Genomic DNA, 22,642 nt, shown 5'->3' with positions numbered 1-22,642 from the left:
CTTGCCCGGCAAATAGCCAAAGTAATAGCACAAAAATAACTGCCCCGTATAAGCGTGTATTACATAAAACATGTATACCTTCCAGTTATCAACTTTATGTATTACTTTAGCCATTAGTATAGCCAATCCTATTGAAGCCCGATGAAACGTACAATATCCTTATTGTTTTATTCTTTATCTTTTTTACATCACACTACAGCACAGTCGCTCATCTCACGCTGGCAATATAACTGGGGTGGAATCTTTGACGATCATGTAATGAAAGTAATACCGCTCAATTGCAATAAATTCCTCTGCGCCGGCACTTCTTTGTCTATCCCAGGCTGTACAAAAAGCAGTATTAATTATGGCTTTAATGACATGGTACTTTTCATGCTGGATGATAACAGGAATAAGTTGTGGGAGAAAAGCTATGGAGGCAGTCAGGATGAGGTTTTATATGATATAGAACCCGTTCCTTCCGGTGGCTTTGTTATTACCGGGTGGACAGACTCAGGTCCAACTGGTAACAAAACTTCAGGAACATCTGGCAATGCAGATATTTGGGTGATCAGGGTTGATGACAATGGTAATATTATCTGGGAAAACACTTTTGTCAATCCAAAATATGAATTGGCACAGAAAATAATTCCTACTTCAGACGGCGGTTTTCTTATCGGTGGAACAACAGAGGAAAGTTCTTCCTTTGGCAAGGATTTTCTAATACTGAAACTGGATGCTAATGGCAACTTGTTGTGGTCAAGAACGTATGGCGGCACAGGAAATCAGCGGATCAAGGATATGCTGCAAATGCCCAATGGTAACTTTTTGCTGGTAGGGGATGCAGCCATATCAATTGTCAATACTGATCAATGGATCATGTGCATTCAACCCAATGGCACCCAGCTTTGGGATAAAACCTTTGCCACAACAACACCTGATTATCTTTATAACGTAATGCTGCTTAATGACGGTAATTACCTGTTGACCGGAGTTGAGGGAGGAGCAGGCACCATCCGCAAAATTGACGCACAAGGCAATGTGCTGTGGATACAAAGTCGTAACCCCGGCTATTTTAGAAAAGCAATACAAGCCACAAATGGAGATATTTATGTGGCAGGTGAAAAAGCTGTATCCACTGGTAACTCGGATTTTCAAATAATCAAATTTGATGCTTCGGGAAATTATATTAGCGAAATGGTGTATGGAGGAACCGGAGCAGACATTCCATTTAGTATTGCGCTGATTGACGGGGATATAATTGTGGCCGGACAAACAACCTCCACAATTTCCGGGAACAAAACGGTAGCCAGTTGTGGGCCCAATACAACTGACGGATGGATCATTCGCCTCAGCACGCCAGTTTTTATTCACCCGCCGACACCTTGCGAAATATGCAACAACACCACTTTTGATATTCACTACACAGCAAGTACGTTATATCAAACCGGTAATGTGTTTACCGCCCAGCTTTCAGCACCCAATGGCAGCTTCACCACTTTCACCAACATTGGCTCATTAAGCAGCAATACATCAGGTATAATTTCCGCTTCGCTGCCGCCGGGTTTGCCGGCAGGTGATAAATATAAAATTCGCATAATAGCTTCTCAGCCTGCCGACACCTCATCAGGTTATTCCATTTCATTACATGTTCCATCGACGGTATTCCTCGGAAATGATACCACCATCTGCAGCAATACATCACTTACGTTTTCAACAGGAGCACCTCTCCCAGACTCCCGCTTTTTGTGGAATGATGGCAGTACCGGTTCAACCTTAACAGTATCATCGGCGGGAACCTATTCCTGTACCGTTCAGGACCTTTGTGGCTCCCAAACGGGCAGCATACAAATTTCAATAAAACAATTACCCATTGCCGATATTGGCAATGACAGGCATTTTTGTGAAGACAGCAGTATCACGTTACAATCTTCTTCACAACCAACAGATGTTTCTTATTTATGGAACAATGGCGCTACCACGCCTTCCCTCACTGTTAATACCCGTGGCAGTTACTGGTTGCATACTACCAATGTATGTGGTACTACAGGGGATACCGTTTCGCTGTTAATGGATCTTAAACCGGCAGCCAACCTCGACAAAGACACAACGCTTTGTTACGGTTCTACCCGTATGCTCACTGCCACCACCGGTTATGCCAGCTATGTATGGTACGATGGGCAGGGTGGGGAAAGCCATTCAGTAAGCGCCCCCGGTGAATACTGGGTACAGATCACTGACAACAACGGTTGTATAACCCGCGATACAGCAACGATCAAAAGCCTGTTACCATTGCCCGCCGGCTTTTTACCGCCCGATACCAGCCTCTGTTCTTATGAAGATATCACGTTGCGGCCAACAAAAAGTTTGCAACAGTATGTATGGAGCACCGGTGATACCCATGCTTCCATTCTCGTAAATCAACCAGGCTTATACTGGTTGCAGGCCACCGACCAACAGGGCTGTACAGGCAGAGACAGTATACTCATTGGTACCAAACAATGCCGGTATGGCTTTTTCATGCCTACGGGTTTTAGTCCGAACAATGATGGCAGGAACGAATGGTGCCGCCCGGTGTTATTTGGGAAAGTTGTCAAATATCATTTTATGATATTCAACCGCTGGGGGCAAAAAGTATTCGATTCCCATGATCACACCAGGGGCTGGGATGGCAAACTAAACGGCCAACCGGCCGCTACAGGCACCTATGTATGGAGTTGTACTTACCAGTTGGGAAATGGGATTGAAGAAAATAAAAAAGGAACGGTTATACTGCTCAGGTAGGAAGATTTTTGCCAATTTGTTAATTAACTGCATTATTGGCGTTATATAAATTTACAGCAACACATTAACATTTTCTACAAACTTTGAGGCATAAAACTTGTACAGGGAATAGCTGAATTCCTCCCCCTGAAACCGTTACCATATTGCGCCTGTGCTGTAGCCGTGCAATATCCCTTTTATAATCACATTTTATGAGCATTCAAACAGGTCAGCAACGACGGTTTCCAGCAGTGGCCATTATGGTCGTGTTACTGGCGCTTTGTATTTATCCGGGACAATTATTGGTCACTAAATTTCTTCCCACCATATCGGGCCTTGCGCAAATCAATCCGAGTGTTGTTTTTGCCGAAATACCCACCCAGTTGCCGGTAACAATAGACCTCATTCTGGTACCGGGTTTGTTTCTGCTCCTGTATCCCATAGTGGTTTTATTGTATCCGCTGCGGCCGGGCATATTATCCTGGGGACAAAGCCTGCAAAGAATAAAAGCCGCGTATATTGGATTATTCATTCTATTCTGTTGTGTGCTCATCGGCGGCGGCATCTATTACCTGATACAGAACCAGTTGACCACACAGGTGAAAAATGGGATCAACTCTATCGGATTTATAGCAGATATTCATTTGGCTTATCGAGGGCAGGAAACCATTTACCTGCGGGGAGGCCTGGTATTATTGATTTGCTTTATTATCGGACTGGTGATCTGCATTCGCAAAATAAGAAAGGAACCGGCAGTTGGATTAACACGCGAACAGCGTATGACACCATATGAACGGATGTTGCGGGAAAGGAAATTGTCGAAGGAACAACAAATGATGCTGGATGCAGAAATGAGAATAGGAGGCTATCATCCTGATAAAGGCCATAAACCGGCCCTAAAGGAACAAACGGCCCTTCAACCTGAACGCCGTGGCCAATCAGGTTTTTGCGATAGTCAACCCGTTTCGAGGTTCCGGCCCGAGGCTATCTACTTTATGCCGGGGCGATAAGAGTCTATCAGAACATATAAATAAATGTAATGATCCAGATGATTGCCATCATCATTACAGCCTGATAATAACTCCAGAAAGCACCCATGTCATTTTCCTTTTCATAATGCGCCAGGCTCACAAACACCCCAATCACAGGTATCCAGTATATCAGTTTATTATTCATAAACTTACTATTCCTTATAAAGGTACATTATTCCCCGTAGTTGGGCGCCAAACCGGTTTAAGGCCAGTTTTCCCGGTCAATACAGTATACAAAATTCGGCATGGGCGCTTCCCCGAAATAAGTTATTTCCCGTTCGTCAACCTTTTTAGCACCTATTCGGCCAATAGCCATTTGCGAACGAACATTATGGGCCCCTATATGAAAATACACCTTGCTTACAAATTGAAAAACGTATTGTAGCATCAATGCTTTTACCATAGGATTAAAGCCCGTGCCCCAATATTTGGTAGCGTAAAATGTATAGCCGATCATGATACTGTCATCCTGTTCATTATAGTCATACAGCCGGGTACTGCCCGCAACATTCCCCGTTGCTTTTTCCACGATCTTGAAGGCCCCTTTACTTTGAATGGCGCCATCAAAAAAATTCTGGAATACCTCCTTTTTCCAACGGTCTTTTTTAGGATGCTGTTCCCATATTTTCGGATCACAGGCAACGGCATACAGTTCATCAAAATCGGCCGGCTGCAAAGGAAGCAGGATCACGCTTTCATTTTCCAATACAGGTTGAATAGTAAATTCCATAGTTGATGTTCGTTTGAATGGCAAAAGTACCGGTTGCCGGGCTGTTGGCCGTAGGCCACTTTCAATAAAGCGGATAGTCCATTTTGCACACGCCGGAATTACACAACTCACACATGGAATGATTTTTATAAGTATAGAGAAACGATTTTTATTGCGTATACATTTATCCACAAAAATGCATCCATATGGACTCTAATTCCCGAGGTACCAAAAATTCTATGCTCCAGGATTTTTTCGTAACCTGTTTGCAGGAACTCTATTGGTCAGAAACACATTTGGTAGAAATGCTCAACACCATGAGCATTGCGGCTACCACCCCGCAACTTAAAGAAGCGTTTATCGTGCATAAGGAAGAAACGGAAAAGCAAAAAAAACGGCTTGAGGAAGTATTTACCCTGATGGGGTTGCCGCCACAGGCAGAACGTTGCGCAGGTCTTCAGGGACTTTTCGATGAAGGCTGGCAGGTGATCGATGAAACAGAAGCAGGCTCGGCACAACGCGACGTTGCCCTTATCATTGCCGCCCAAAAGGTGGAACATTACGAAATAGCCAGTTACGGCAGCCTCATCACCCTCGCCAAAACTATGGGTCAGAAAGAGGTCGCCAATATACTCACCCCAACACTGAAAGAGGAAAAAAATGCTGACAATGCGCTCACCGAAATAGCTGAAGCCGGCATCAATATAGATGCCAGCCGTGAACGGTTGAACGTTTAGTGATCGCAAAAAATGTTACTCATATATAAGCCCCGGTTCCGATAGCTATCGCGACCGGGGCTTTGCGTTTCCGGCCGCTTCGACCAGCATACCAGTGATGAAAAAGCAGACTGTAGGAATTTCATTACCAATGGAAAATATATATTATTCAATGGGGGTGAAAACACGGTATTTCAACCCACCAAAGGTTGTACCTTCATTCCATCCTGTCTTATTTAATCCTCCCTCACTACCACTTTGAAGACGAATTATTCTTAACGTCAAAAAAAAAGAAACTCATGAATGAATCAACAAGCATTCAGCCAACGACTGTGAACCCCAACAAAGCATTATGGGAAAAAGGCGATTTTACCAGCATTGCAACCACCATGCGTGAAAGCGGTACAGCGCTGGTCGACAAACTGGGGATCACACCCGGAATGAATGTACTGGACCTTGGTTGTGGTGATGGTACAACAGCCCTTCCTGAAGCCAGATTGGGCGCCAACGTAACCGGAATAGACATTGCCAGCAACCTCGTGGCAGCAGCTAACAAACGCATCCAGGAAGAAGGACTTACCAACATTACCGTTCGGGAAGGCGATGCCACCAACCTGGAAGGAATAAATGACGAAAGCTTTGACCTGGCAGTAAGCATCTTCGGCGCCATGTTTGCGCCAAAACCATTTGATGTGGCTAAAGAACTGGTACGCATTACCCGCCCCGGCGGACGCATTGTGATGGGCAACTGGATACCCAATGATCCCACACTGGTAGCGCAGATCTTAAAGATCAGCTCAGCATATACACCACCGCCACCGGAAGGATTTGTAAGTCCGATGTTATGGGGTGTGGAAAGCCATGTTATTGAACGGTTCGGCAAAGCCGGAATACCTCCAACAAATATCTCATTTGAGCGGGATACCTATACTTTCATTGCGCTGTTTTCACCAATCGAAATGGTGGAAAGGTTCAGGAAGTTTTATGGACCAACCATGAATGCATTTGAAGCAGCAGAAAAAGATGGCCGGGCGGCCGATCTGCAACGGGAACTGGAACAACTGTTCATTCGCGAAAACAGGAGTGAAGATTCCAGTCACACGTATATCCCCGCTACTTTCTTACGTGTAACGGTGATCCGGTAAAGAACATATACGGTTCTAACCATATACATCAGCCTTCGGCACAAACGAGCTGAAGGCTTTTATTTTAAAACTTTATATTCATTTTCGTCATCATCTCACGTTAGTATTATTCGTTTAGATATCCAGTTTATTTAAATGTTAATTCTGTATTTAAAATTATCTATTTTGCCCAGGATTGATCCCGACCCATTAACAAGAAAACAAATATTCAAAAAATCTAATGATCAGTATGGAAAAACCAGCCATTACCCTGAACGTAGAACCCCAAAAGGTATACGACAAACAAAGCAACATGCTAACCTGGTATGTAACAGAAAGCGGCATCGTAAATGTATGGTTACAACACGGCTCTTCAGAAAATTACAAACTAACCGATATCAATGGCCGTATCATTAAGCAGGGCGATCTGAAAGAAGGACGCATCATGTTTACCGACCTGGAACGGGCATTATATACGATACACGTAAACACCGCTAAAGGAACTATAAGAAAGGAAATAGATATTCAATAATTATCGGGAAACAAATAAAAGATCCCCGTCCAGACAAGCTGAGACGGGGATCTTCATTTTATTTTATTACTGCTTTGTATAGATCAACCCAAGCTTATCTACTTCATCGCCCGAATTGCCATAAAAACCGGCAACCTTATAACCGGCAGGGGTGGTATAAGTTACCGCATCTGAGGTTTGTGTACCCCCAGCCAATGTACGGCCCAGGTTAGTCGTGAGCTTAATATAGAAAATGCGTGTATGGCCATTATACTGACCTTCGTTTAAAGTAACAGCGGAAACATATTCACCACTTTGCAGGGTAAGCGTTTGCGCTGTTCCTCCGGTTCCGCCATGCGTTAATGCCGGGCCGCTTGTGAGCGTAACCCCAACATTATCGACCCGTTTGCCGGTCCTTATCGTAAATGAACCGGGTGCACTGCTGGCAACCAGGGTTTCAAGGTCGTTAAACGGCGTGCCATGCGGACCACCGAACAAGTCGCTCATATCGAAAGCCTGCTGCAATGAATAAGAAAAGTTCACGGTAAGCGGCAAATGGTCCGACAATTGCTGGCCACTGCTGTTCACAAAAGTTTTCAGCACATTGTAACCAGAAGCTGTGAGCTGAATATATTTACTGCTGCGGAAATAGATCTTATCTACTATTTCGCAGGTATTGTCAATGTTGGGGAAAGGGCATGCTATATCAGGATCGCCCAGGACAGGGATAGAACCGTTACGCACCAGGGTTATCCAGGGATCGGTCATGCCATGTACATTCAGGAACAGGCGCACGTTATTATCGCGGGTATAGCGGGCATTCATATCACCCATTACCACAACGGCATTTCCTTTTGATACCGTGCTGATATAATCAGAGATCTGCTGCAGGTTATCGGCACGCGCGGCAATGGAAGCCGCATCAGATTCGGCATTGGTATGCAGGTTGTAAAAATCAATATAAACGCCTTCAGCAATACGTGTGCGGCAAAAAGTAAATCCTTTAGGTGTAAGCGCATTTTCATTGATCCGTTTATTCCAGGTAATGCGCGCAAAATCATCGAACGGGAACCAGGAGAGGGAATTCAGCCCATCACCGAAACCAGCACCACCGCTGGTGGCCGAGCGATACGGATGCGCATTCCCATAGTCGTACAAATAAGCATGATAGTTGAAATCTTCCTGAACATGTACCACATCGCAAGCATTAATAAGCCGGCCGATTTGAGCAGTGCTGGAATCTCTTGGTGTGGAAGCGCTCGACAAGATCTGCGGCAATCCTGCTACATTGTAGGTAAGCACGTTAAAGCTACCACCTGTAGCGGTAATAACACGGGCATTGTTTGTTGACGCAACAGCAGCTTGTTGCGCGTTGGCAGATGATCCCTGCGTTTGTTGCTGTTTAGAGCAACCAATGAGAATAAAGAACAATGGTAAGGTCAGCAAAAGTAACCGGGCGAACAGGTTTGTTTTTTTCATATTAGGTTGTTTAGCATTTGTAAACCAGTTAAGGTGTAATTTTCACAATTATACAAATGAAGTAGTAAGCATACCGACGCTTAATAATTTAGTAATGCTAAACTTTGCCGCTAACCCGTTATTGCTGGTTGTTCGTTAATAATTTCTTCATCCTCAATATATATGTACAACAATTCCCGGTTTCTCCAATTCCTTAAATAAATAATTCGGATTGTTCTTGTATAAATGTGATTTATACTATAACTTTGAATTACAAAGTACTTTTAGAACAAAGAAAGTCACAGGATAACAATCAGAAAAGGGAAGGGGTAATATAGCGTTGGCCAGTCATATTAATTAACGCATAATACTGATTTATGAAAGAGGAGATCCTGTCAAATCTCAATAATCCCGGGCAGCTGGAAAGGTTGTACAGAACCGATAAATCAACCTTTAAACGCGTATTTAACGCGTTGTATCCTGAGCTTACCAATAACACCCTTGCCGCTTTCTGGAATGAACGGCTGAATTTTGCCAGGGAAGAGATCACGCGCAACGGCAGCAAAGAACTCGTATGGGTGATCATGGCAGCTGTTTTGGCAGGTATTATTGCAAAGCTCCCGGCATTCCTGCATATCAGTGAAGATTTTTTCTATCCCAGAAATATCGGTTTTATCTTATTCCCGGTTCTAACCGCTTATTTTGCCTGGAAAAATAAATTATCAACCGGTAAAATTGCATTCATAGCCGGCACAACGCTTACCGGTTTAATTTTTATCAATTCCTTTCCTGATGTTAAGCAAAGCGATACCCTTATTTTATCATGCGTTCATTTACTCTTATTGTTGTGGTCGGTATTGGGTTTTGCATTTGTTGGCGATCTCAACAACAACGATGAAAAGCGATTGGGCTTTTTAAAGTACAACGGAGACCTGGTAGTAATAACAACGCTCATTGTGATAGCAGCGGCCATCCTGAGCGGTATGACCATTGGCCTTTTCTCCCTGATCGGTCTTAATATTAAAACCTTTTATATAGAGAATATTGTATTTTTTGCCCTTCCTGCTGCCCCTATCGCAGGCACTTATCTTACCCAAACCAATCCGCAGTTAGTAGGTAAAGTTTCACCGGTGATTGCTAAAATTTTCAGTCCGCTCGTGTTGGTGATGTTGTTAATTTATCTCGTGGCCATGATCTACTCAGGGAAAAACCCTTATAACGACCGTGAGTTCTTAGTCGTCTTTAATGCATTATTAATAGGCGTAATGGCCATTATATTCTTCTCAGTTGCCGAAGCGGCCCGAACTACAAAAAGCCTCACCGAAACCTGGGTCCTTTTACTGTTATCATTGGTAACCATACTTGTAAATGGTATTGCGCTTTCTGCAATTTTATTCCGGATGGCTGAATGGGGAATTACCCCCAACAGAACGGCGGTGCTGGGGGGCAATATCCTGATCTTAATAAACCTACTTTTGGTAACTGTGCAATTGGTTCGAACAGTTACTAAAAAAGCGAACATAAGCGGGGTAGGGAAGGCTATTTCTTTTTACCTGCCCATTTATTTCATCTGGACAATTATCGTAACCTTTATTTTCCCTTTACTATTTGGGTTCAAATAAAACAACAGCAATGCCTATTACCATGTTTTATGCCATCAACTGATCATACCTTTATTTTTGCTCATCAACTTTGAAATACAAAGCCCTTTTAAAAACTAAAATACTGTGTATTCTACCCGTATATTTTATAACCGCATCTCCTTTATATACCCCGTCATCAATTACTTTTTAAAAGCACATAGAAAAAACCTCATTGAAGCAGTTAATAGTGCTTTACCAGGAAACCTGTTAGAGATCGGTGTTGGCGATGGCTCCCATTTACCCTTGTACAAAGCGCATGAAATTACCGGTATCGACATTTCGAATGCCATGCTTGAAAAAGCGAGCCGATATAAAGGGGAGAAAACCAGGCTACAGCTCATGAATGGAGAAGAGCTGTTGTTTTCAGAAGCAAGTTTTGATTATGTGGTTATTTGTCATGTGCTGGCAGTTACAAAAAATGCAGACCGGTTATTGGAGCAGGTTTATAAAGTATTAAAACCCGGAGGAAAATTGTTTATCCTCAATCATTTTACTCCAGACAACGGGTTGAAGTATATTGATTGGCTATTTCAACCACTCTCATTTCTTTTTCATTTCAGATCCATCTTTTACCTGCACAATATAAAAGGGCTGCAGCGTTTTTCATTACGTAAGCAAATGGAGCTTGGAATAGGCTCTTATTATAAACTCCTTATCTATACAAGGCCGTGAAAAAGTATCTTCCTTTCCTGACAGTATCCCTGTTTTTCTGTTTATTTGTTTATGTTTTTTACCGCACAGATAAAACCCTGGTGACCCGGCTCTTTATTTCGTTGTTTTCGCGAGCGGAGTATTCCTCTTTAGAAACCAGCATCAGGTCTTTTCTGCCGCTGCCCGGTTTTATTATTTATTCAGTGCCAGAAGGCTTGTGGGTATTTTGTATTACGGTGACCTCAAGCTTTTTTTACGTAGAGGTGAAAAAGAAAAAATGGGACCTGGTATTTGTACCCATCCTGGCAGCCATACTCATGGAGGTATTACAGTTATTCCATTTTTTGAACGGCCGGTTCGATTTAATGGATATCAATGTTTCACTTGGTTTTTGGCTGCTGGCTATATTTTGTACGAGAAGCAATACAAATAAGGAACCTCTTTTTCAAACAATAAATACGGAAACCATTTACTGTATGGTCAGTTATTCAATTGTTTATTTGGCGCATGTTGCGTATTAGCACTTCAAGTTTCATAATAACATTATTTGCGCCAATAAGATTGTATGATATATGTGGCCGGCGCCCATTCGCCCTTTTCCATATCGGGATAAGAAAATTGTTCAAACAGGGAGCGATCACACCGTACAACATAAGTCTTGCTCTTGCTGTCCACTGCCTCCTCACCATTTTTAAAATAAACCCTAAAGGCAGTTTTTGGCTTTATTTCATTACAAATGTCAATTATTCTAAGACCTATATCTTCAGGAACATTCTTTGTAGCAGCCTTTAATTTAACCTCAAACGAACCTTCGCCCACATCCGGCTCATTTAAATAAAGAAATGATGAAATTGCTTTAACACTATCATAAAACTTTATAAATTCATCGCGGCTTCCGAGGGTATCTGTGCGCACACGATACACCAGCGGGCTTTTTGAATGAAGCTTTGTCAACATCGATACATCAAACAGATAAGCGCCCTCATCTGTTGCTATACAAAACGCTTCGGGGAAAATAACCCAGGTACGTTTTACCACTTTATTTCTTGTGTAAAAAACTTTGAAAACTTTTTGACCTCTTTGTGAACGGGCCGCATCTTTAAAGATCCAGCTTTTCTTTAATTCAGCCAGGTCCTTTGAATTGTCAATAATGAAATTAAATAGTCCATCCCTGCCGTTCGTAGTATCGGCCAGATCAATCCCGAAAATTGCATCGGAAGAATCAAACTTACAGGATTTGAATAATTTCACCGTTGGTACACTTCCCCTAATGATCCCTACAACGGGCCCAACGGGAAGTATCAGTTGGCTCTTCAGGCTACAAAAGACAAGATTCAAAAAAAACAGACAAAGCAGTTTTCGGGTAAATAGGTTCATATTTTTTATAACAGGTATAAGCAAGGGCTGCAATATACACAAGAAATATTAAAGTTATGGAACGTCAGGGAGTACCAGGGCTGGCAATTTTTTTGTCGCTCACCTGCATAGTGTCTACCAATAAGGCAATTAATGCAAAAGCAAGCAACAGGTGAACTGCGCCGCCGGCATGAAATCCGAGAAATCCAACCAACCAGCCAACAATGAAAATGAGGGCAACGATATAAAGTAAATTCCCCATAAAACTATTTTTTATAATTATTAAAAAATCGTCAGTAATAGTACTGACGATCATTGAGGATCTTCTCATTTGTTGTGTCGATTGTGATCGTTATCCTGTTGATTTCGATCATTTCTTCCTCGATTTCGATCATTCTGTTGATTGCGATCATTCTGTTGGTTACGATCATAGTTCCGCTGATCGTGATCCCTTTTCCAATTATTATGTTCAGGATGGCCTTTGTTTACAAAATATTTCGACTCGTGACTATTACGGATTATTTCCTGGTCGTGATGGCCTTTGTATTCGGCATATCTTGTTCTGTAGGTATCTGCATGACGATAAGGATATGGATCATTAATTACCACTTTGTACCCGTTGTATATATTGTAATTATGATACCGGGAAGGTAAAGCGCTGGCATACACCCAGCGTCCGCGTTGCTGATAAATATATTGGTGATTGGGAACATAATAAAACACATCGATATCAGGCATATAATAATAATCAACGTAATCATACCCTACGGGACCCCATACAGGCTGAGCGCCTATATTCGCCCTTACACTCACATTAAATTGTGCGGTAGCAGTTTTAAATGCAAACCCGGCAAACAATAATGTTACTATAAGAATTGATTTTTTCATTTTTGTAAATATTTAAGTTGCTTTTTTAAAATTAAAAACTTATTGTGTAAAGGTGGATCTCTTTTTGATGGAAAGTGTTACACAATTGAACAAATAAATTATATCATTCACACATTGCCATATACGAAGATGCACAGCATGCCTGATGCTCAGTATATATTATTATTAGGATCACTGTTTACCTGAATAATATCCGGTTCTTTTACATAACTGTTATTATACCTGAAACGCAGGTTGGTTTCCAATGTGAGTTTGAAAGCATTGTGTTGTATTGATTTTCGGGGAAAATACATGAACCGTAATTCTACGGTGCCAAACAATATATTTTCATTACGTATCCGCATCCCCCCGCCTAAACCAAAATAGAAGCCTGAATTGGAGGAATTTTTATTTTCAGTTGTAAAGAGTGCAACGTCGACAGTTGTAAACGGGGCAAACTTAAAACCCAACGCTTTGTATTTTAGAAAAAAGAATGTTTCTGTGTGCACACTTGAACGCTGGTGCCCGCTTGCCGAATCAAAAGAGATATATTGAAGTCCAAATACATTATTAATCCCAAGCGGATCGAGACCAATGCGGTTAAATTGCTTCGTATAACTAAACCTCAGGTATTGCCGCATTTTTAAATTTCTGAAGCTATAAATACGACTGAAGATACTGGCGCCTGTTAAAACCGTTGCATCCTGAATTTTGCCTCCATTTAAAAAGGTTCCTGCACGCAAAAAGTACTGCCTCACATATCCCCTGTCTGTTACAACATACCGGTTGGCATCAATCCCGGAATATAGCCTTTCCATGTGCAACTGTTTATACCAACCGGCAGTTAACGCAATATTATAACCATAAGGAACATCTTCTGTGATACCAAAACCAAAAACATAATTGGTTTTATAAAAGTTTTGCCTGAAAAAAGTGAATTGAGCCAGAATGGCTTCCTGATCATTTAACCTGAAATTAAATCCATCGTTTACCTGGTACGGCCTTTGATTAAACCTGTTTCGAAAATAACGAATGCCAATGAATTGCCTGTTTAGTATAGATTTCAGGAACAGGAATTTACGCACACCCAGGTTATATCCAATCCATGCATCATAAGTATCGTAATGGTAATTATAGAACAGGCTATCAGGTTTTAAATAATTATTAAATGTTTGGCTATGAGCAAGCTTTATTGCACCTGCAACATGCAGGTATTGCGACACCAATGGCCTTTCGATTGCAAGGTGCCAGGTATGTTCATCCAAGGTGCCATCGTACTGATCAGAGTTGATTGTTGAATAGCGAATAGTGGCATTAACGAAAGTATTGGCAATACTATTTTTTTCGTATAGTATTTCATAGCCGAAATGAGGGTCGCGATTTTTTTCAAGCAATGCTGTAAACCGGATGCTTTGCGCCGTACCCATTAAATTAACATCGCCTGCTTCGGCTTTAAACTTTTCTCTGGTAGCGTTATCGAATTGAAATGTAAGGCTAAGGAAGTCTTTGGTTACAACTATCAAATCGATGGAATCAGGTTCATTCGCAATCGTATCTACCAGTATACGTGCGTCATGTATGTAGTTCAGTGAACGAAGATATCGTTCATTATCTGCCACCACATTAGCATTGAGTGCAGTCTTTTCTTTAATGAACAGATTGTTGCGTATTATCCTTTCTCTGGTAATCCTATGCAGGTGTTTTATAAAATTTTTACCAAAATAATTGATTTCATTTGTCGTATCTGCAAGCGCTTTATCAAACCCGAATTCTTTGATCAGTATACGCCTGATGCCTTTACCCTGGTGAGGCAGAAATGGCCATTCATTTTTACTGAAGAGCGCACCCGGCTGCATGGACGTATCTACGTTGCTTCGAGTTATTACATTTAAGAGAAACCGCGAAAATGTTATATTCTTTTTGGGTAAGGGATGTACCGTAGAGTCGTTTACTTGAGCATATACACAACAATAAGGAAGCAATGCAAAACAAAAAGCACTGCAAAAACAAACAATATTTTTCGCCGTACACATACGCCTCTTTCACCACCATCTTGCAACGAATGCAAAACAATATTTTTAATGTACAGTTTCAAAAGGCTTATCATTAAATCAACAGTGGTTTGCACTTATACCAACCTGTATTTAAGAAGGGGTTGAATGCCCGGCTAGAACGGTAACCTTTATTAAAGGTACAAATGAATCTCCTTGTTGATCTTCTAAGCTACACCAATTAATCTGAATGCTATAAAATGTGTGAATATTATAACTTATTCCTTCAATTGTGTAACAGTTGTATGAGAAAATTAGCGCATTTTTGTATCGTGTTGCAATTTCCAAAAACAAGTAAAAGTTTATTGTTGACAAGCATTCAAAATACTATTTGGTTAATAAATAGGGGCACAAGCGCCTATAGCAAAGCATGAATTGAGAACCAAACCATAAGTTTAAAACTAAAGTACAGGATTGATACGGGAACCGTCTCAGAGAAATTCTGGGGCGGTTTTTTGATTCAGCAAAAAATCATCTCCGGTAAACTAATCCAACGTTTGATGAATCCAGCGTAGAAATCACAATGTTGCCCCCATGAATAAAAAATCGTGAACAAGGCATCATTATACTCTAATAATTAAAAAATGTTTATGTCTAACTTACTTTATATTATTGCCGTAATACTCATCATTGGATGGTTAATTGGATTCTTCGGTTTTCATGTTGGAGGAATCATTCACGTTCTGCTTGTTATTGCAGTGATTGCTATAATTATAAGAATAATCCAGGGCAGAAGGGTCCTGTAAAAATTACCCGGTAGTTTTTAGAAGATTGAATTTTTATCGTTTGAACAGATGACTGGCAGACTGGCAGCACAATTCCTTTTATTGGAAAATAATATCCTGTTCCTTTAAATGACTCCACACAAAGTAACCACTGCATTCATCTTTAAATTGGAGCCTACCACCTTCAATCGTATGAAATAGGGAGTTAAAAGGACAAAATTTCAAGCTTAATCTCTGAAGGTAAAAAATTAAATCAATTTACTGTCTCAATTCAGACAACCTATTTGACTGTTGCCTGGCGTAGTTTTTCCGCAAAAAAATTTATGTTTGGTCTTTTACTTGATCGCCAGTTTTTTCGGGTTGTGTCCCTAGTAATTTTAGCCTGCGAATATGAGAACGCAGCGCTGCAATAAAGGAAGGTTTCAAATTATAGGGCACGTTGAATTCCCGGGCGGTACGTTCTACAATGGGAGCAATTTTTCTATAATGTACGTGACATATATTAGGAAAAAGATGATGTTCGATTTGAAAATTCAAACCTCCGATGTACCAGTTCAGGATAAGGTTATTTCTTGCAAAATCTGCTGTTGTTTGAAGTTCATGGACGGCCCACTCAGAATGAATGACGCCATTGGCATCCGGTTTGAATTGCTGAGCTCCTTCCACCACATGCGCCATCTGGAAAATGGTGCTAAGTATGCATCCGGCGGTCCAGTGCATGAAAAAAAAGCCAAGAAGAACCTGCCACCATGCATATGAAGTAAATATAATTGGCAGGCCGATGAAAGTGAACAAATAAATGAGTTTTATCACGACCATTTTAATATACTCCTGTACGGGGTTTATATGGTATTTTACTGTAATTCCTTCTCTATTGTATTCAGCAAGCTGAGTGAAATCATTGATCAATTTTGCAAAAGTCAAAAGCCCATAAAAGAAAAAGGCATGTATATATTGGTAACGGTGAATCTTTTTTAAAGAGGCATATTGAGAGAGCCGAATGGGTCCTTTTCCTGCAATGTCTTCATCGCAACCGTCAATATTGGTGTAAGCATGATGCATCATATTATGCTGTACTTTCCAGGTAAATACATTACTTCCCAGCAGATACATGGTTCCCCCAAATATTCTATTGATCCATTCTTTGCTGGAATAAGAACCGTGAACCGCGTCATGCATAACGCACATTCCAATTCCGGCCATTCCTATCCCCATAGTTATCACCAATAGAATGGAGGCCCATATATTCATGGAAATTGTAAGTAAAAGCACAAACGGAATGATATAGAGTGATAACATTCCTACCGTTTGTGTCAGGAGGGTGAAATTCCCTTTGGTAGAGATTCCGTTTTCCTTAAAGTAATTGTTTACATTGCTACGTACTGCAGCGGCGAATTTTTTCTGCCATGCTTCGTCACTTTTGAATTTTATCGTTTTCATACAATTGACTTGCTGTGATTAATGATAGCTTAAATTGTTTTTCAAAATAACTTCTCTGCAATATTTTTTATTTGATGGTGAGCAGCACAGGATTTGATTTTGATCAGGTTGGCCTTTATGCGGTGCAGCTGGTTCGGCAACAAATGCAAAGGATCCAATTGCCGGTACAATTATGAATATAACGGCAATAGCCTTGTTCACGATTTTTTACCCATGGGAAGGGCAGGAGTCTCTGGTGTTTTTTAAAGGTAAAGTAGTATGCAGCAACTTCTATTAAAATAACCTGGCTCAATTTAATGCCTGATAGTTGTCAGTGATCCAGTTTTTTGCGCATATATTTTTCCCAATGCTTTGAAGATATAAATAAATTCAGTTGCTATTTTATGAAGGAGTTAATCGGCACGTCATAATAAAGGCATAGCAGGCAGAACGCTAAATGAAAAAGTCTCTTATTTGGCTGTTGGTTATTTTTACGTGAAAGATGTAGCCGAATATAATAAAGCGACAGGGCAAAACAGCAACGCAGTAATCAGTGACTTTATAAACTTTACAAATATTCAGCCTGTACTATTATTAACTTCTTAGTTTATATATAATTACTAACCTCCAATAAGTTGTTATCTGGATCGCGGAAATAAACCGATCTTATTTTACCAATTGCACCTGTTCTTTCTACGATCCCGCCCTCTAATATCTGAATATTTTTACTTTCCAACTCTTTCAATACAAGTTCAATAGGTGTCTATAAAACAAAGATCTCCCGATCCACTTGTAAGAAACGCCGCTTTGGGATCAATTTCATTACCTTGTTCATGAAGGTTGATCTTTTGATTTCCAAACAACAGCGCTTTCCGATCATTCCCGAAAGTAATTACCTCCATCTCAAGTATCTTTGTTGCTTACAGTATAAAGCGATGGGACGGATCCGTCTTTATGCAACCACTGGCAATCTCAACAACGTAATAGAGCAGTACATGCGGACTGCAGCAAAAGCAGAAAGAACTATTTATTCTGTGGTTCACATGATGCCGTTAAAAAGCAGGGCAATTAATTCCTTACTGGTAACAACTACTTTCTCCTAAATCCCCCAAAATTTCAACCTGATCCCTTAAAAGCAACTAAGCAGCACCAACATGGTAAAAGATAAAAAATAAAAAGCTTCCGGTAATAACCAGAAGCTTTCTTCGTCGGGTGGACTGGATTCGAACCAGCGACCCCTTGCACCCCATACAAGTGCGCTACCGGGCTGCGCCACCACCCGAATCAGCTTATTTCAGTGGTTTTTGACCTGCTTTTGACAGGTTTTCTCCCACCTGAAGTCCGCTTTGGGGGTGCAAATTTAGTTAAAAAATTGATTTCCTGAAAAATATGCTACAAAATGATTAAAAATTTTATTTGCCTCATTCAGTCAAACTTTGCCGCGTAAATTCGCAACTTTGACCCCAATGTTTTAAACTTTTGACCCCAATGTTCTCAATTTTGACCCCAATGTTTTAAACTTTTGACCCCAATGTTTTAAACTTTGACCCCAATGTTTTCAACTTTGACCCCAATGTTTTCAACTTTGACCCCAGCGTTTTCAACTTTGACCCCAGCGTTCGCAACTTTGGCCCCATCGTTTGCAACAAGTGTCCCATAGATTGCGAACAAGCTCCCCATCGTTTACAACAAGTGCCCCACCGTTTGCAACAAGTGCCCCATCGTTTGCAACATATGCGGCATAATGCGGCATAATTAGCAACTTTTCAGCCGGGCTTTCCCAAAAACGACTCCTGATCGCTGTTTGAAGTGTAAAATGATCGAATTTGATTCCAATCCTTTCCACGCTTCTGTCAATATTTAGAAATCAATCTATAAGCTTTCCAACAGGTTTTGGAATAATGAAACCTAAAAACTACCACCTTTCTACCGCCAGCTTCTGCGTACTTACCAGCGCATTCTTTTCATTCAATATGCGTATATAGTAAAAAGCCTGTGCTGTAATGGTAGGAATCTTTATTAGTTCGGTTTGGCGTTGGCTTGTCAACTTTACTTTCTGTTGAACTACTTTTCTTCCTAATGGATCCGTCAATTCAATTATATATTTACCGGTAGGCAGATCATTGAATTGAATATTTACTTCATCATACAACACAGGATTGGGATATACTTTGATATTACCGGTTTTTAAAAGTGGCTTGCCAAATAATATAACTGAAGGGTTTGATTTTTTTATTTGGAGCACATTACTGCTTGCCAGATCGGCGATGCCATACAAGTCCTGTATTGCGGGAGAAGGCGATGCCTGCCAGCTTTTAGGGTCAACAATGAAAGATGCTTCTGTGTATACCGAACTGCTGACAAGCAGGTTCCCATTTTCATTTATTGCAGCTCCATTGGTCGTAAATGCAGCCGGTAATTTTGAAATTGTTGCAAGGTAGGTCGCCAGCCTGGTTTTGATTTCGATCTTATAAACGTGGTTACTGGCAGTAATAAGATAAAGGTTTCCTGCATCATCGGCAACCATATCGCCGCCAAGGTTGCTACAGGTATTGAGTATTGACATTTCCTTGTTGCGGGGATCATCTTTCAACTCGCCCATGTCGGTAAATGAAGGCTTGTTATTTGTGGTAAAGCGGATCAGGCGATTGTTGTCAGTCGTAATAGTATATCCATACCCATCGGGCGTTATTACCAGCCTGGTAACCGGATTGGTGCTTTTAAAAGTATAATTACCTGCCTTGCTGAAAGACCACTCTGCATCGGCATAAACTTTCATGGTCGAAAGATCGATATACCTCAGTATGTCATCGCTCATGGCAACATAGAACAGCCGGTTTGTCTGTTGGTCAAAGGCAATGGCTGCAACTCCGGAGTTTACTTTGGGCACAGCAGTGTTATTATCCACTATAGGAAATGACAAAACAGGCCAGGCTATTTTATCATTAAACTTGTGAGTAGCCGTGTCGTATTGAAGTAGTCCCCTGTCGTTCATGTTTAACAGCATCTGGTTTACTTTCCCCGTCCTCATATTCACGGTTCGTAAGGCAACCCAATCGTTGCTTCCCATATTGGCAGATGTGATGGCATAGGTGATTTTATCTGACTGACCGGTAACAGAGACCGGAAAGACAACAAGCATCAGCACATATCTTAACATTTTGCACATAAGTTTTTGTTTTAGATTTTACAAAATGAGGCACTTGGAGAAATAAGATTTGGATTGGGAGGAAGAGCGAGGAATTAAAAGCCGCTGGTTTAATGAAAGGATAATTGATAATTGACTTAACTGAGCGTAAGGCTCCGCCTATCATAATCACAATTACAATGGTTTTGGTTCCTTACAAAATTAAATATTTTTATTTCACTGTGACAAAATTACAAGGTCAATCTGATCTCTGATTTACAAAGTGCTAATTCAAGTCAATTCTCATCTAAAATTAATTGTTACAGGATGTCACTTTTGTTAGTGGCCAGATAACGCTTATTATACAAACAGGCGCAGAAAGCTGTTTAACACAATTACGAAACATGATAAACTCTCTTCAGTTATAGCGAAATGATTGATATGGTTAACCCCATCATTACGCTCAATGCCAATACGCACAAATTCAGGCGGGTTAGTCAGAAATGACGTCCCGTCGCTGGAACAGAATAAAATTATGACCAGGATCATCACTTTCTGCATTTGAATAACAAGACTTTGTATTCAAAACTTGCTTAAAGTCAATAATATTGAAATAATCTATTTTACACATTAAATGTTAAAATATCTTAACTATATTGTATAAGAAATAGAACCCTTTTAGGTGAGCCTGATTACCTGGAAACATTTTAATCCACAATGTTTCATTTCCAATCTCCCCCGAAAGCCTTTGTAGCCACCATTTATCTGTAACTCTGTTATTAAGTTATTCCTTTTATTCTCGGTAAAACCAACATGAATCCAGGTCCAACATGATCTGATCTAAAGGTTTTTAATCACCAAAATGTATTGATGAAGCATTTATACTTCCTCGATTAAGATATCTATGCCCGTTAGTTAATCAACTAACATGCTACCGGTGCTCTAAACCTTTACGCAGGTGCAGTTTGGATACGCATTCATAATTAATCCGAAATGCAGTGAGGATTTAGTTACTACCACAAACTGACAGCTAACTGTTAATGAAAGATTGTTGCTCACATATCTTTTCAACTGAATCTGCGACCCTTTCACACGATTTAAAGCATAGCATTAATCGTTTATGGGTATCTACATGCTTGCTATTATGCCTTACTGCGCCGCTCTTTCTTCAGGCACAACACCTTGGCAATAACAATAAACGACTCGACTCTCTACACAAGGCCAGATCTGCCTCTTCAGTTTTAAGAGTTTCAACCATTGTATATAATGTAACTGGCGGGGGTACTTATTGCACCGGTGGCAGCGGAATGCCCGTAGGGCTCGATGGTTCGGAAGCGGGGGGAAGTTATCAACTTCAGTTGAACGGTGTTGATATTGGCGCTCCAATTGCCGGTACAGGAAGCGCCCTCAGTTTTGGCAATCAAACTGCAGCCGGAACTTATACTGTAGTAGGAACTGTTGCGGGCGTATCAGCTACCATGGCGGGAAATGTGGCAATTGCCATCAATGATGTAACGCCAGGGGTTATCGCAACCAATCAAACCATTTGCAGCGGCGGCGATCCGGCCGCCTTCACTATAGCAACAGCAGCCACCGGCTCGGGCACATTGAGTTATCAATGGCAAAGCAGCACCAACGATTGTAGCACCGGATTTACAGACATCAGTGGTGCTACCAGCGCAACGTATGATGTACCTGGCGGACTGGCTACAACAACTTACTATCGCCGCATTGCAACATCTACACTCAACGGGGTGCCATGTACCGCCACCAGCAACTGCGTTACGGTAACCATAAATAACATATCTGCGGGAAGCATCAATAGCGACCAAACCATTTGTAACGGCGGCGACCCCAATGTATTCACCAGCACAGACGCCACCGGATTGGGAACAATCTCTTATCAATGGCAAAGCAGCACCACCAATTGTACCACCGGTTTTGCAGATATCAGCGGCGCTACCAGCGCCACATATGATGTACCGGCAGCACTGGCTGCAACAACTTATTACCGCCGCATTGCAACATCTACGCTCAACGGCGTGCCATGTTCTGCCACCAGCAATTGCGTTACTGTAACTGTAAATGCTGTTACAGCTGGAACAATAGGCTCCGATCAAACCATTTGCAACGGCGGAGATCCTGCGGCATTCACCATTACAACAGCCGCTACAGGCTCCGGTTCCATAACCTATCAATGGCAAAGCAGTACTACTGATTGTACTAACGGGTTCGCAAACATCAGCGGTGCTACGGGCGCAACCTATGATATTCCCGGCGGACTGGCAACAACAACCTACTATCGCCGCATTGCAACTTCTACGCTCAACGGGGTTCCCTGTTCCGCCACCAGCAATTGCGTTACCGTAACAATTAATAACGCAACCGCCGGAACAATAGGAAGCGATCAAACTATTTGCAGCGGCAGCGACCCCAGCGCCTTCACCAGCGTAGTGGCTACGGGATCAGGAACAATCAGCTACCAATGGCAAAGCAGCACCACCAATTGTAC

The 22,642-nt window shown here is 41.4% G+C and carries 20 protein-coding genes and 1 tRNA gene; 10 read left to right on the top strand and 11 right to left on the bottom strand.

The annotated features are described in order from the left end of the window. Window positions 1-141 precede the first annotated feature (141 nt). Together A3860_RS31220 and A3860_RS31215 are read left to right on the top strand one after the other, a co-directional pair. Window positions 142-2,763, top strand: a complete 2,622-nt coding sequence (locus A3860_RS31220) for a T9SS type B sorting domain-containing protein (protein WP_081154119.1) — start codon at window positions 142-144, stop codon at window positions 2,761-2,763. Window positions 2,764-2,954: 191 nt separating this feature from the next. Beyond that, entirely contained in the window at window positions 2,955-3,752 is a 798-nt protein-coding gene (locus tag A3860_RS31215) for a hypothetical protein (protein WP_143774350.1), read from the top strand. A gap of 7 nt (window positions 3,753-3,759) precedes the next feature. On the opposite strand, the gene A3860_RS41325 is transcribed toward A3860_RS31215, so the two are convergent. Beyond that, complete coding sequence (locus tag A3860_RS41325; protein ID WP_158085425.1) at window positions 3,760-3,918, bottom strand: hypothetical protein; 159 nt, start codon at window positions 3,916-3,918, stop codon at window positions 3,760-3,762. A gap of 57 nt (window positions 3,919-3,975) precedes the next feature. After that, on the bottom strand, window positions 3,976-4,503 hold the full coding sequence (locus tag A3860_RS31210; protein WP_081154115.1) for a GNAT family N-acetyltransferase: 528 nt from the start codon (window positions 4,501-4,503) through the stop codon (window positions 3,976-3,978). A 185-nt stretch (window positions 4,504-4,688) separates the two neighbouring features. On the opposite strand from A3860_RS31210, the gene A3860_RS31205 reads away from it, so the two are divergent. The 3 genes from A3860_RS31205 to A3860_RS31195 all read left to right on the top strand — a co-directional run bounded on the left by A3860_RS31205 (window position 4,689) and on the right by A3860_RS31195 (window position 6,854). Then, window positions 4,689-5,219, top strand: a complete 531-nt coding sequence (locus A3860_RS31205) for a YciE/YciF ferroxidase family protein (protein ID WP_081154113.1) — start codon at window positions 4,689-4,691, stop codon at window positions 5,217-5,219. A 278-nt stretch (window positions 5,220-5,497) separates the two neighbouring features. Further along, on the top strand, window positions 5,498-6,343 hold the full coding sequence (locus tag A3860_RS31200; protein ID WP_081154111.1) for a class I SAM-dependent methyltransferase: 846 nt from the start codon (window positions 5,498-5,500) through the stop codon (window positions 6,341-6,343). Window positions 6,344-6,572: 229 nt separating this feature from the next. Then, complete coding sequence (locus A3860_RS31195) at window positions 6,573-6,854, top strand: hypothetical protein (protein WP_143774349.1); 282 nt, start codon at window positions 6,573-6,575, stop codon at window positions 6,852-6,854. Between the two features lie 66 nt (window positions 6,855-6,920). On the opposite strand, the gene A3860_RS31190 is transcribed toward A3860_RS31195, so the two are convergent. After that, window positions 6,921-8,312: a jacalin-like lectin gene (locus A3860_RS31190; protein ID WP_081154107.1), complete on the bottom strand. Its 1,392-nt coding sequence runs from the start codon at window positions 8,310-8,312 to the stop codon at window positions 6,921-6,923. A gap of 356 nt (window positions 8,313-8,668) precedes the next feature. Here A3860_RS31190 and A3860_RS31185 point away from each other — a divergent pair, with 356 nt between their 5' ends. The 3 genes from A3860_RS31185 to A3860_RS31175 all read left to right on the top strand — a co-directional run bounded on the left by A3860_RS31185 (window position 8,669) and on the right by A3860_RS31175 (window position 11,106). After that, a complete protein-coding gene (locus tag A3860_RS31185; RefSeq protein WP_081154105.1) occupies window positions 8,669-9,913 on the top strand; it encodes a hypothetical protein in 1,245 nt (414 codons plus the stop codon). Between the two features lie 105 nt (window positions 9,914-10,018). After that, the gene (locus tag A3860_RS31180) at window positions 10,019-10,606 is read left to right on the top strand and encodes a class I SAM-dependent methyltransferase (RefSeq protein ID WP_081154104.1); all 588 of its coding nucleotides are present in this window, start codon (window positions 10,019-10,021) and stop codon (window positions 10,604-10,606) included. Further along, window positions 10,603-11,106 carry a hypothetical protein gene (locus A3860_RS31175; RefSeq protein ID WP_081154102.1) on the top strand — a complete coding sequence of 168 codons (504 nt, stop codon included), beginning with the start codon at window positions 10,603-10,605 and terminating at the stop codon, window positions 11,104-11,106. The genes A3860_RS31180 and A3860_RS31175 overlap by 4 nt, the downstream gene beginning before the upstream one ends. A gap of 22 nt (window positions 11,107-11,128) precedes the next feature. Here A3860_RS31175 and A3860_RS31170 read toward each other — a convergent pair whose 3' ends face one another. From A3860_RS31170 to A3860_RS31160, 4 genes are all read right to left on the bottom strand, one after another. Beyond that, window positions 11,129-11,836, bottom strand: a complete 708-nt coding sequence (locus A3860_RS31170; RefSeq protein ID WP_143774348.1) for a hypothetical protein — start codon at window positions 11,834-11,836, stop codon at window positions 11,129-11,131. Window positions 11,837-12,026: 190 nt separating this feature from the next. Further along, window positions 12,027-12,203, bottom strand: coding sequence for a lmo0937 family membrane protein (locus A3860_RS40760; protein ID WP_143774347.1), 177 nt, complete (start codon window positions 12,201-12,203; stop codon window positions 12,027-12,029). 65 nt (window positions 12,204-12,268) lie between these two features. Then, window positions 12,269-12,829: a hypothetical protein gene (locus A3860_RS31165; protein WP_081154098.1), complete on the bottom strand. Its 561-nt coding sequence runs from the start codon at window positions 12,827-12,829 to the stop codon at window positions 12,269-12,271. Window positions 12,830-12,978: 149 nt separating this feature from the next. After that, window positions 12,979-14,664 (bottom strand): BamA/TamA family outer membrane protein, encoded by a 1,686-nt coding sequence (locus tag A3860_RS31160; protein WP_081154094.1) that lies wholly within the window; start codon window positions 14,662-14,664, stop codon window positions 12,979-12,981. 779 nt (window positions 14,665-15,443) lie between these two features. Here A3860_RS31160 and A3860_RS40755 point away from each other — a divergent pair. Continuing rightward, window positions 15,444-15,605 carry a lmo0937 family membrane protein gene (locus A3860_RS40755; RefSeq protein ID WP_317043515.1) on the top strand — a complete coding sequence of 54 codons (162 nt, stop codon included), beginning with the start codon at window positions 15,444-15,446 and terminating at the stop codon, window positions 15,603-15,605. Between the two features lie 300 nt (window positions 15,606-15,905). Here A3860_RS40755 and A3860_RS31155 read toward each other — a convergent pair whose 3' ends face one another. From A3860_RS31155 to A3860_RS31140, 4 genes are all read right to left on the bottom strand, one after another. Then, window positions 15,906-17,024 (bottom strand): fatty acid desaturase family protein, encoded by a 1,119-nt coding sequence (locus A3860_RS31155; protein WP_081154092.1) that lies wholly within the window; start codon window positions 17,022-17,024, stop codon window positions 15,906-15,908. Window positions 17,025-17,042: 18 nt separating this feature from the next. Continuing rightward, on the bottom strand, window positions 17,043-17,225 hold the full coding sequence (locus A3860_RS40750; RefSeq protein ID WP_143774345.1) for a hypothetical protein: 183 nt from the start codon (window positions 17,223-17,225) through the stop codon (window positions 17,043-17,045). Window positions 17,226-18,211: 986 nt separating this feature from the next. Next, window positions 18,212-18,285, bottom strand: a tRNA-Pro gene (locus A3860_RS31145). A 633-nt stretch (window positions 18,286-18,918) separates the two neighbouring features. Beyond that, the gene (locus A3860_RS31140; RefSeq protein WP_081154090.1) at window positions 18,919-20,172 is read right to left on the bottom strand and encodes a T9SS type A sorting domain-containing protein; all 1,254 of its coding nucleotides are present in this window, start codon (window positions 20,170-20,172) and stop codon (window positions 18,919-18,921) included. Between the two features lie 1,094 nt (window positions 20,173-21,266). Here A3860_RS31140 and A3860_RS31130 point away from each other — a divergent pair. Beyond that, on the top strand, window positions 21,267-22,642 hold a 1,376-nt coding region (locus tag A3860_RS31130), incomplete at its 3' end, for a hypothetical protein (protein WP_216823553.1).

The sequence above is a fragment of the Niastella vici genome (assembly GCF_002077945.1).
Classification (GTDB): Bacteria; Bacteroidota; Bacteroidia; order Chitinophagales; family Chitinophagaceae; genus Niastella; species Niastella vici.
The sequence above is the reverse complement of the archived record's forward strand: the minus strand, read 5'-3'. Positions and strand labels throughout refer to the sequence as shown.

Coding starts and splice junctions, on each gene's coding strand:
- A3860_RS31205 (WP_081154113.1), top strand. CDS start 4,689: ATGGACTCTAATTCCCGAGGTACCAAAAATTCTATGCTCCAGGATTTT.
- A3860_RS31185 (WP_081154105.1), top strand. CDS start 8,669: ATGAAAGAGGAGATCCTGTCAAATCTCAATAATCCCGGGCAGCTGGAA.
- A3860_RS31140 (WP_081154090.1), bottom strand. CDS start 20,172: ATGTGCAAAATGTTAAGATATGTGCTGATGCTTGTTGTCTTTCCGGTC.
- A3860_RS31190 (WP_081154107.1), bottom strand. CDS start 8,312: ATGAAAAAAACAAACCTGTTCGCCCGGTTACTTTTGCTGACCTTACCA.
- A3860_RS31210 (WP_081154115.1), bottom strand. CDS start 4,503: ATGGAATTTACTATTCAACCTGTATTGGAAAATGAAAGCGTGATCCTG.
- A3860_RS40755 (WP_317043515.1), top strand. CDS start 15,444: ATGTTTATGTCTAACTTACTTTATATTATTGCCGTAATACTCATCATT.
- A3860_RS31200 (WP_081154111.1), top strand. CDS start 5,498: ATGAATGAATCAACAAGCATTCAGCCAACGACTGTGAACCCCAACAAA.
- A3860_RS31155 (WP_081154092.1), bottom strand. CDS start 17,024: ATGAAAACGATAAAATTCAAAAGTGACGAAGCATGGCAGAAAAAATTC.
- A3860_RS31160 (WP_081154094.1), bottom strand. CDS start 14,664: ATGCAGCCGGGTGCGCTCTTCAGTAAAAATGAATGGCCATTTCTGCCT.
- A3860_RS41325 (WP_158085425.1), bottom strand. CDS start 3,918: ATGAATAATAAACTGATATACTGGATACCTGTGATTGGGGTGTTTGTG.
- A3860_RS40760 (WP_143774347.1), bottom strand. CDS start 12,203: ATGGGGAATTTACTTTATATCGTTGCCCTCATTTTCATTGTTGGCTGG.
- A3860_RS31165 (WP_081154098.1), bottom strand. CDS start 12,829: ATGAAAAAATCAATTCTTATAGTAACATTATTGTTTGCCGGGTTTGCA.
- A3860_RS31215 (WP_143774350.1), top strand. CDS start 2,955: ATGAGCATTCAAACAGGTCAGCAACGACGGTTTCCAGCAGTGGCCATT.
- A3860_RS31195 (WP_143774349.1), top strand. CDS start 6,573: ATGGAAAAACCAGCCATTACCCTGAACGTAGAACCCCAAAAGGTATAC.
- A3860_RS31220 (WP_081154119.1), top strand. CDS start 142: ATGAAACGTACAATATCCTTATTGTTTTATTCTTTATCTTTTTTACAT.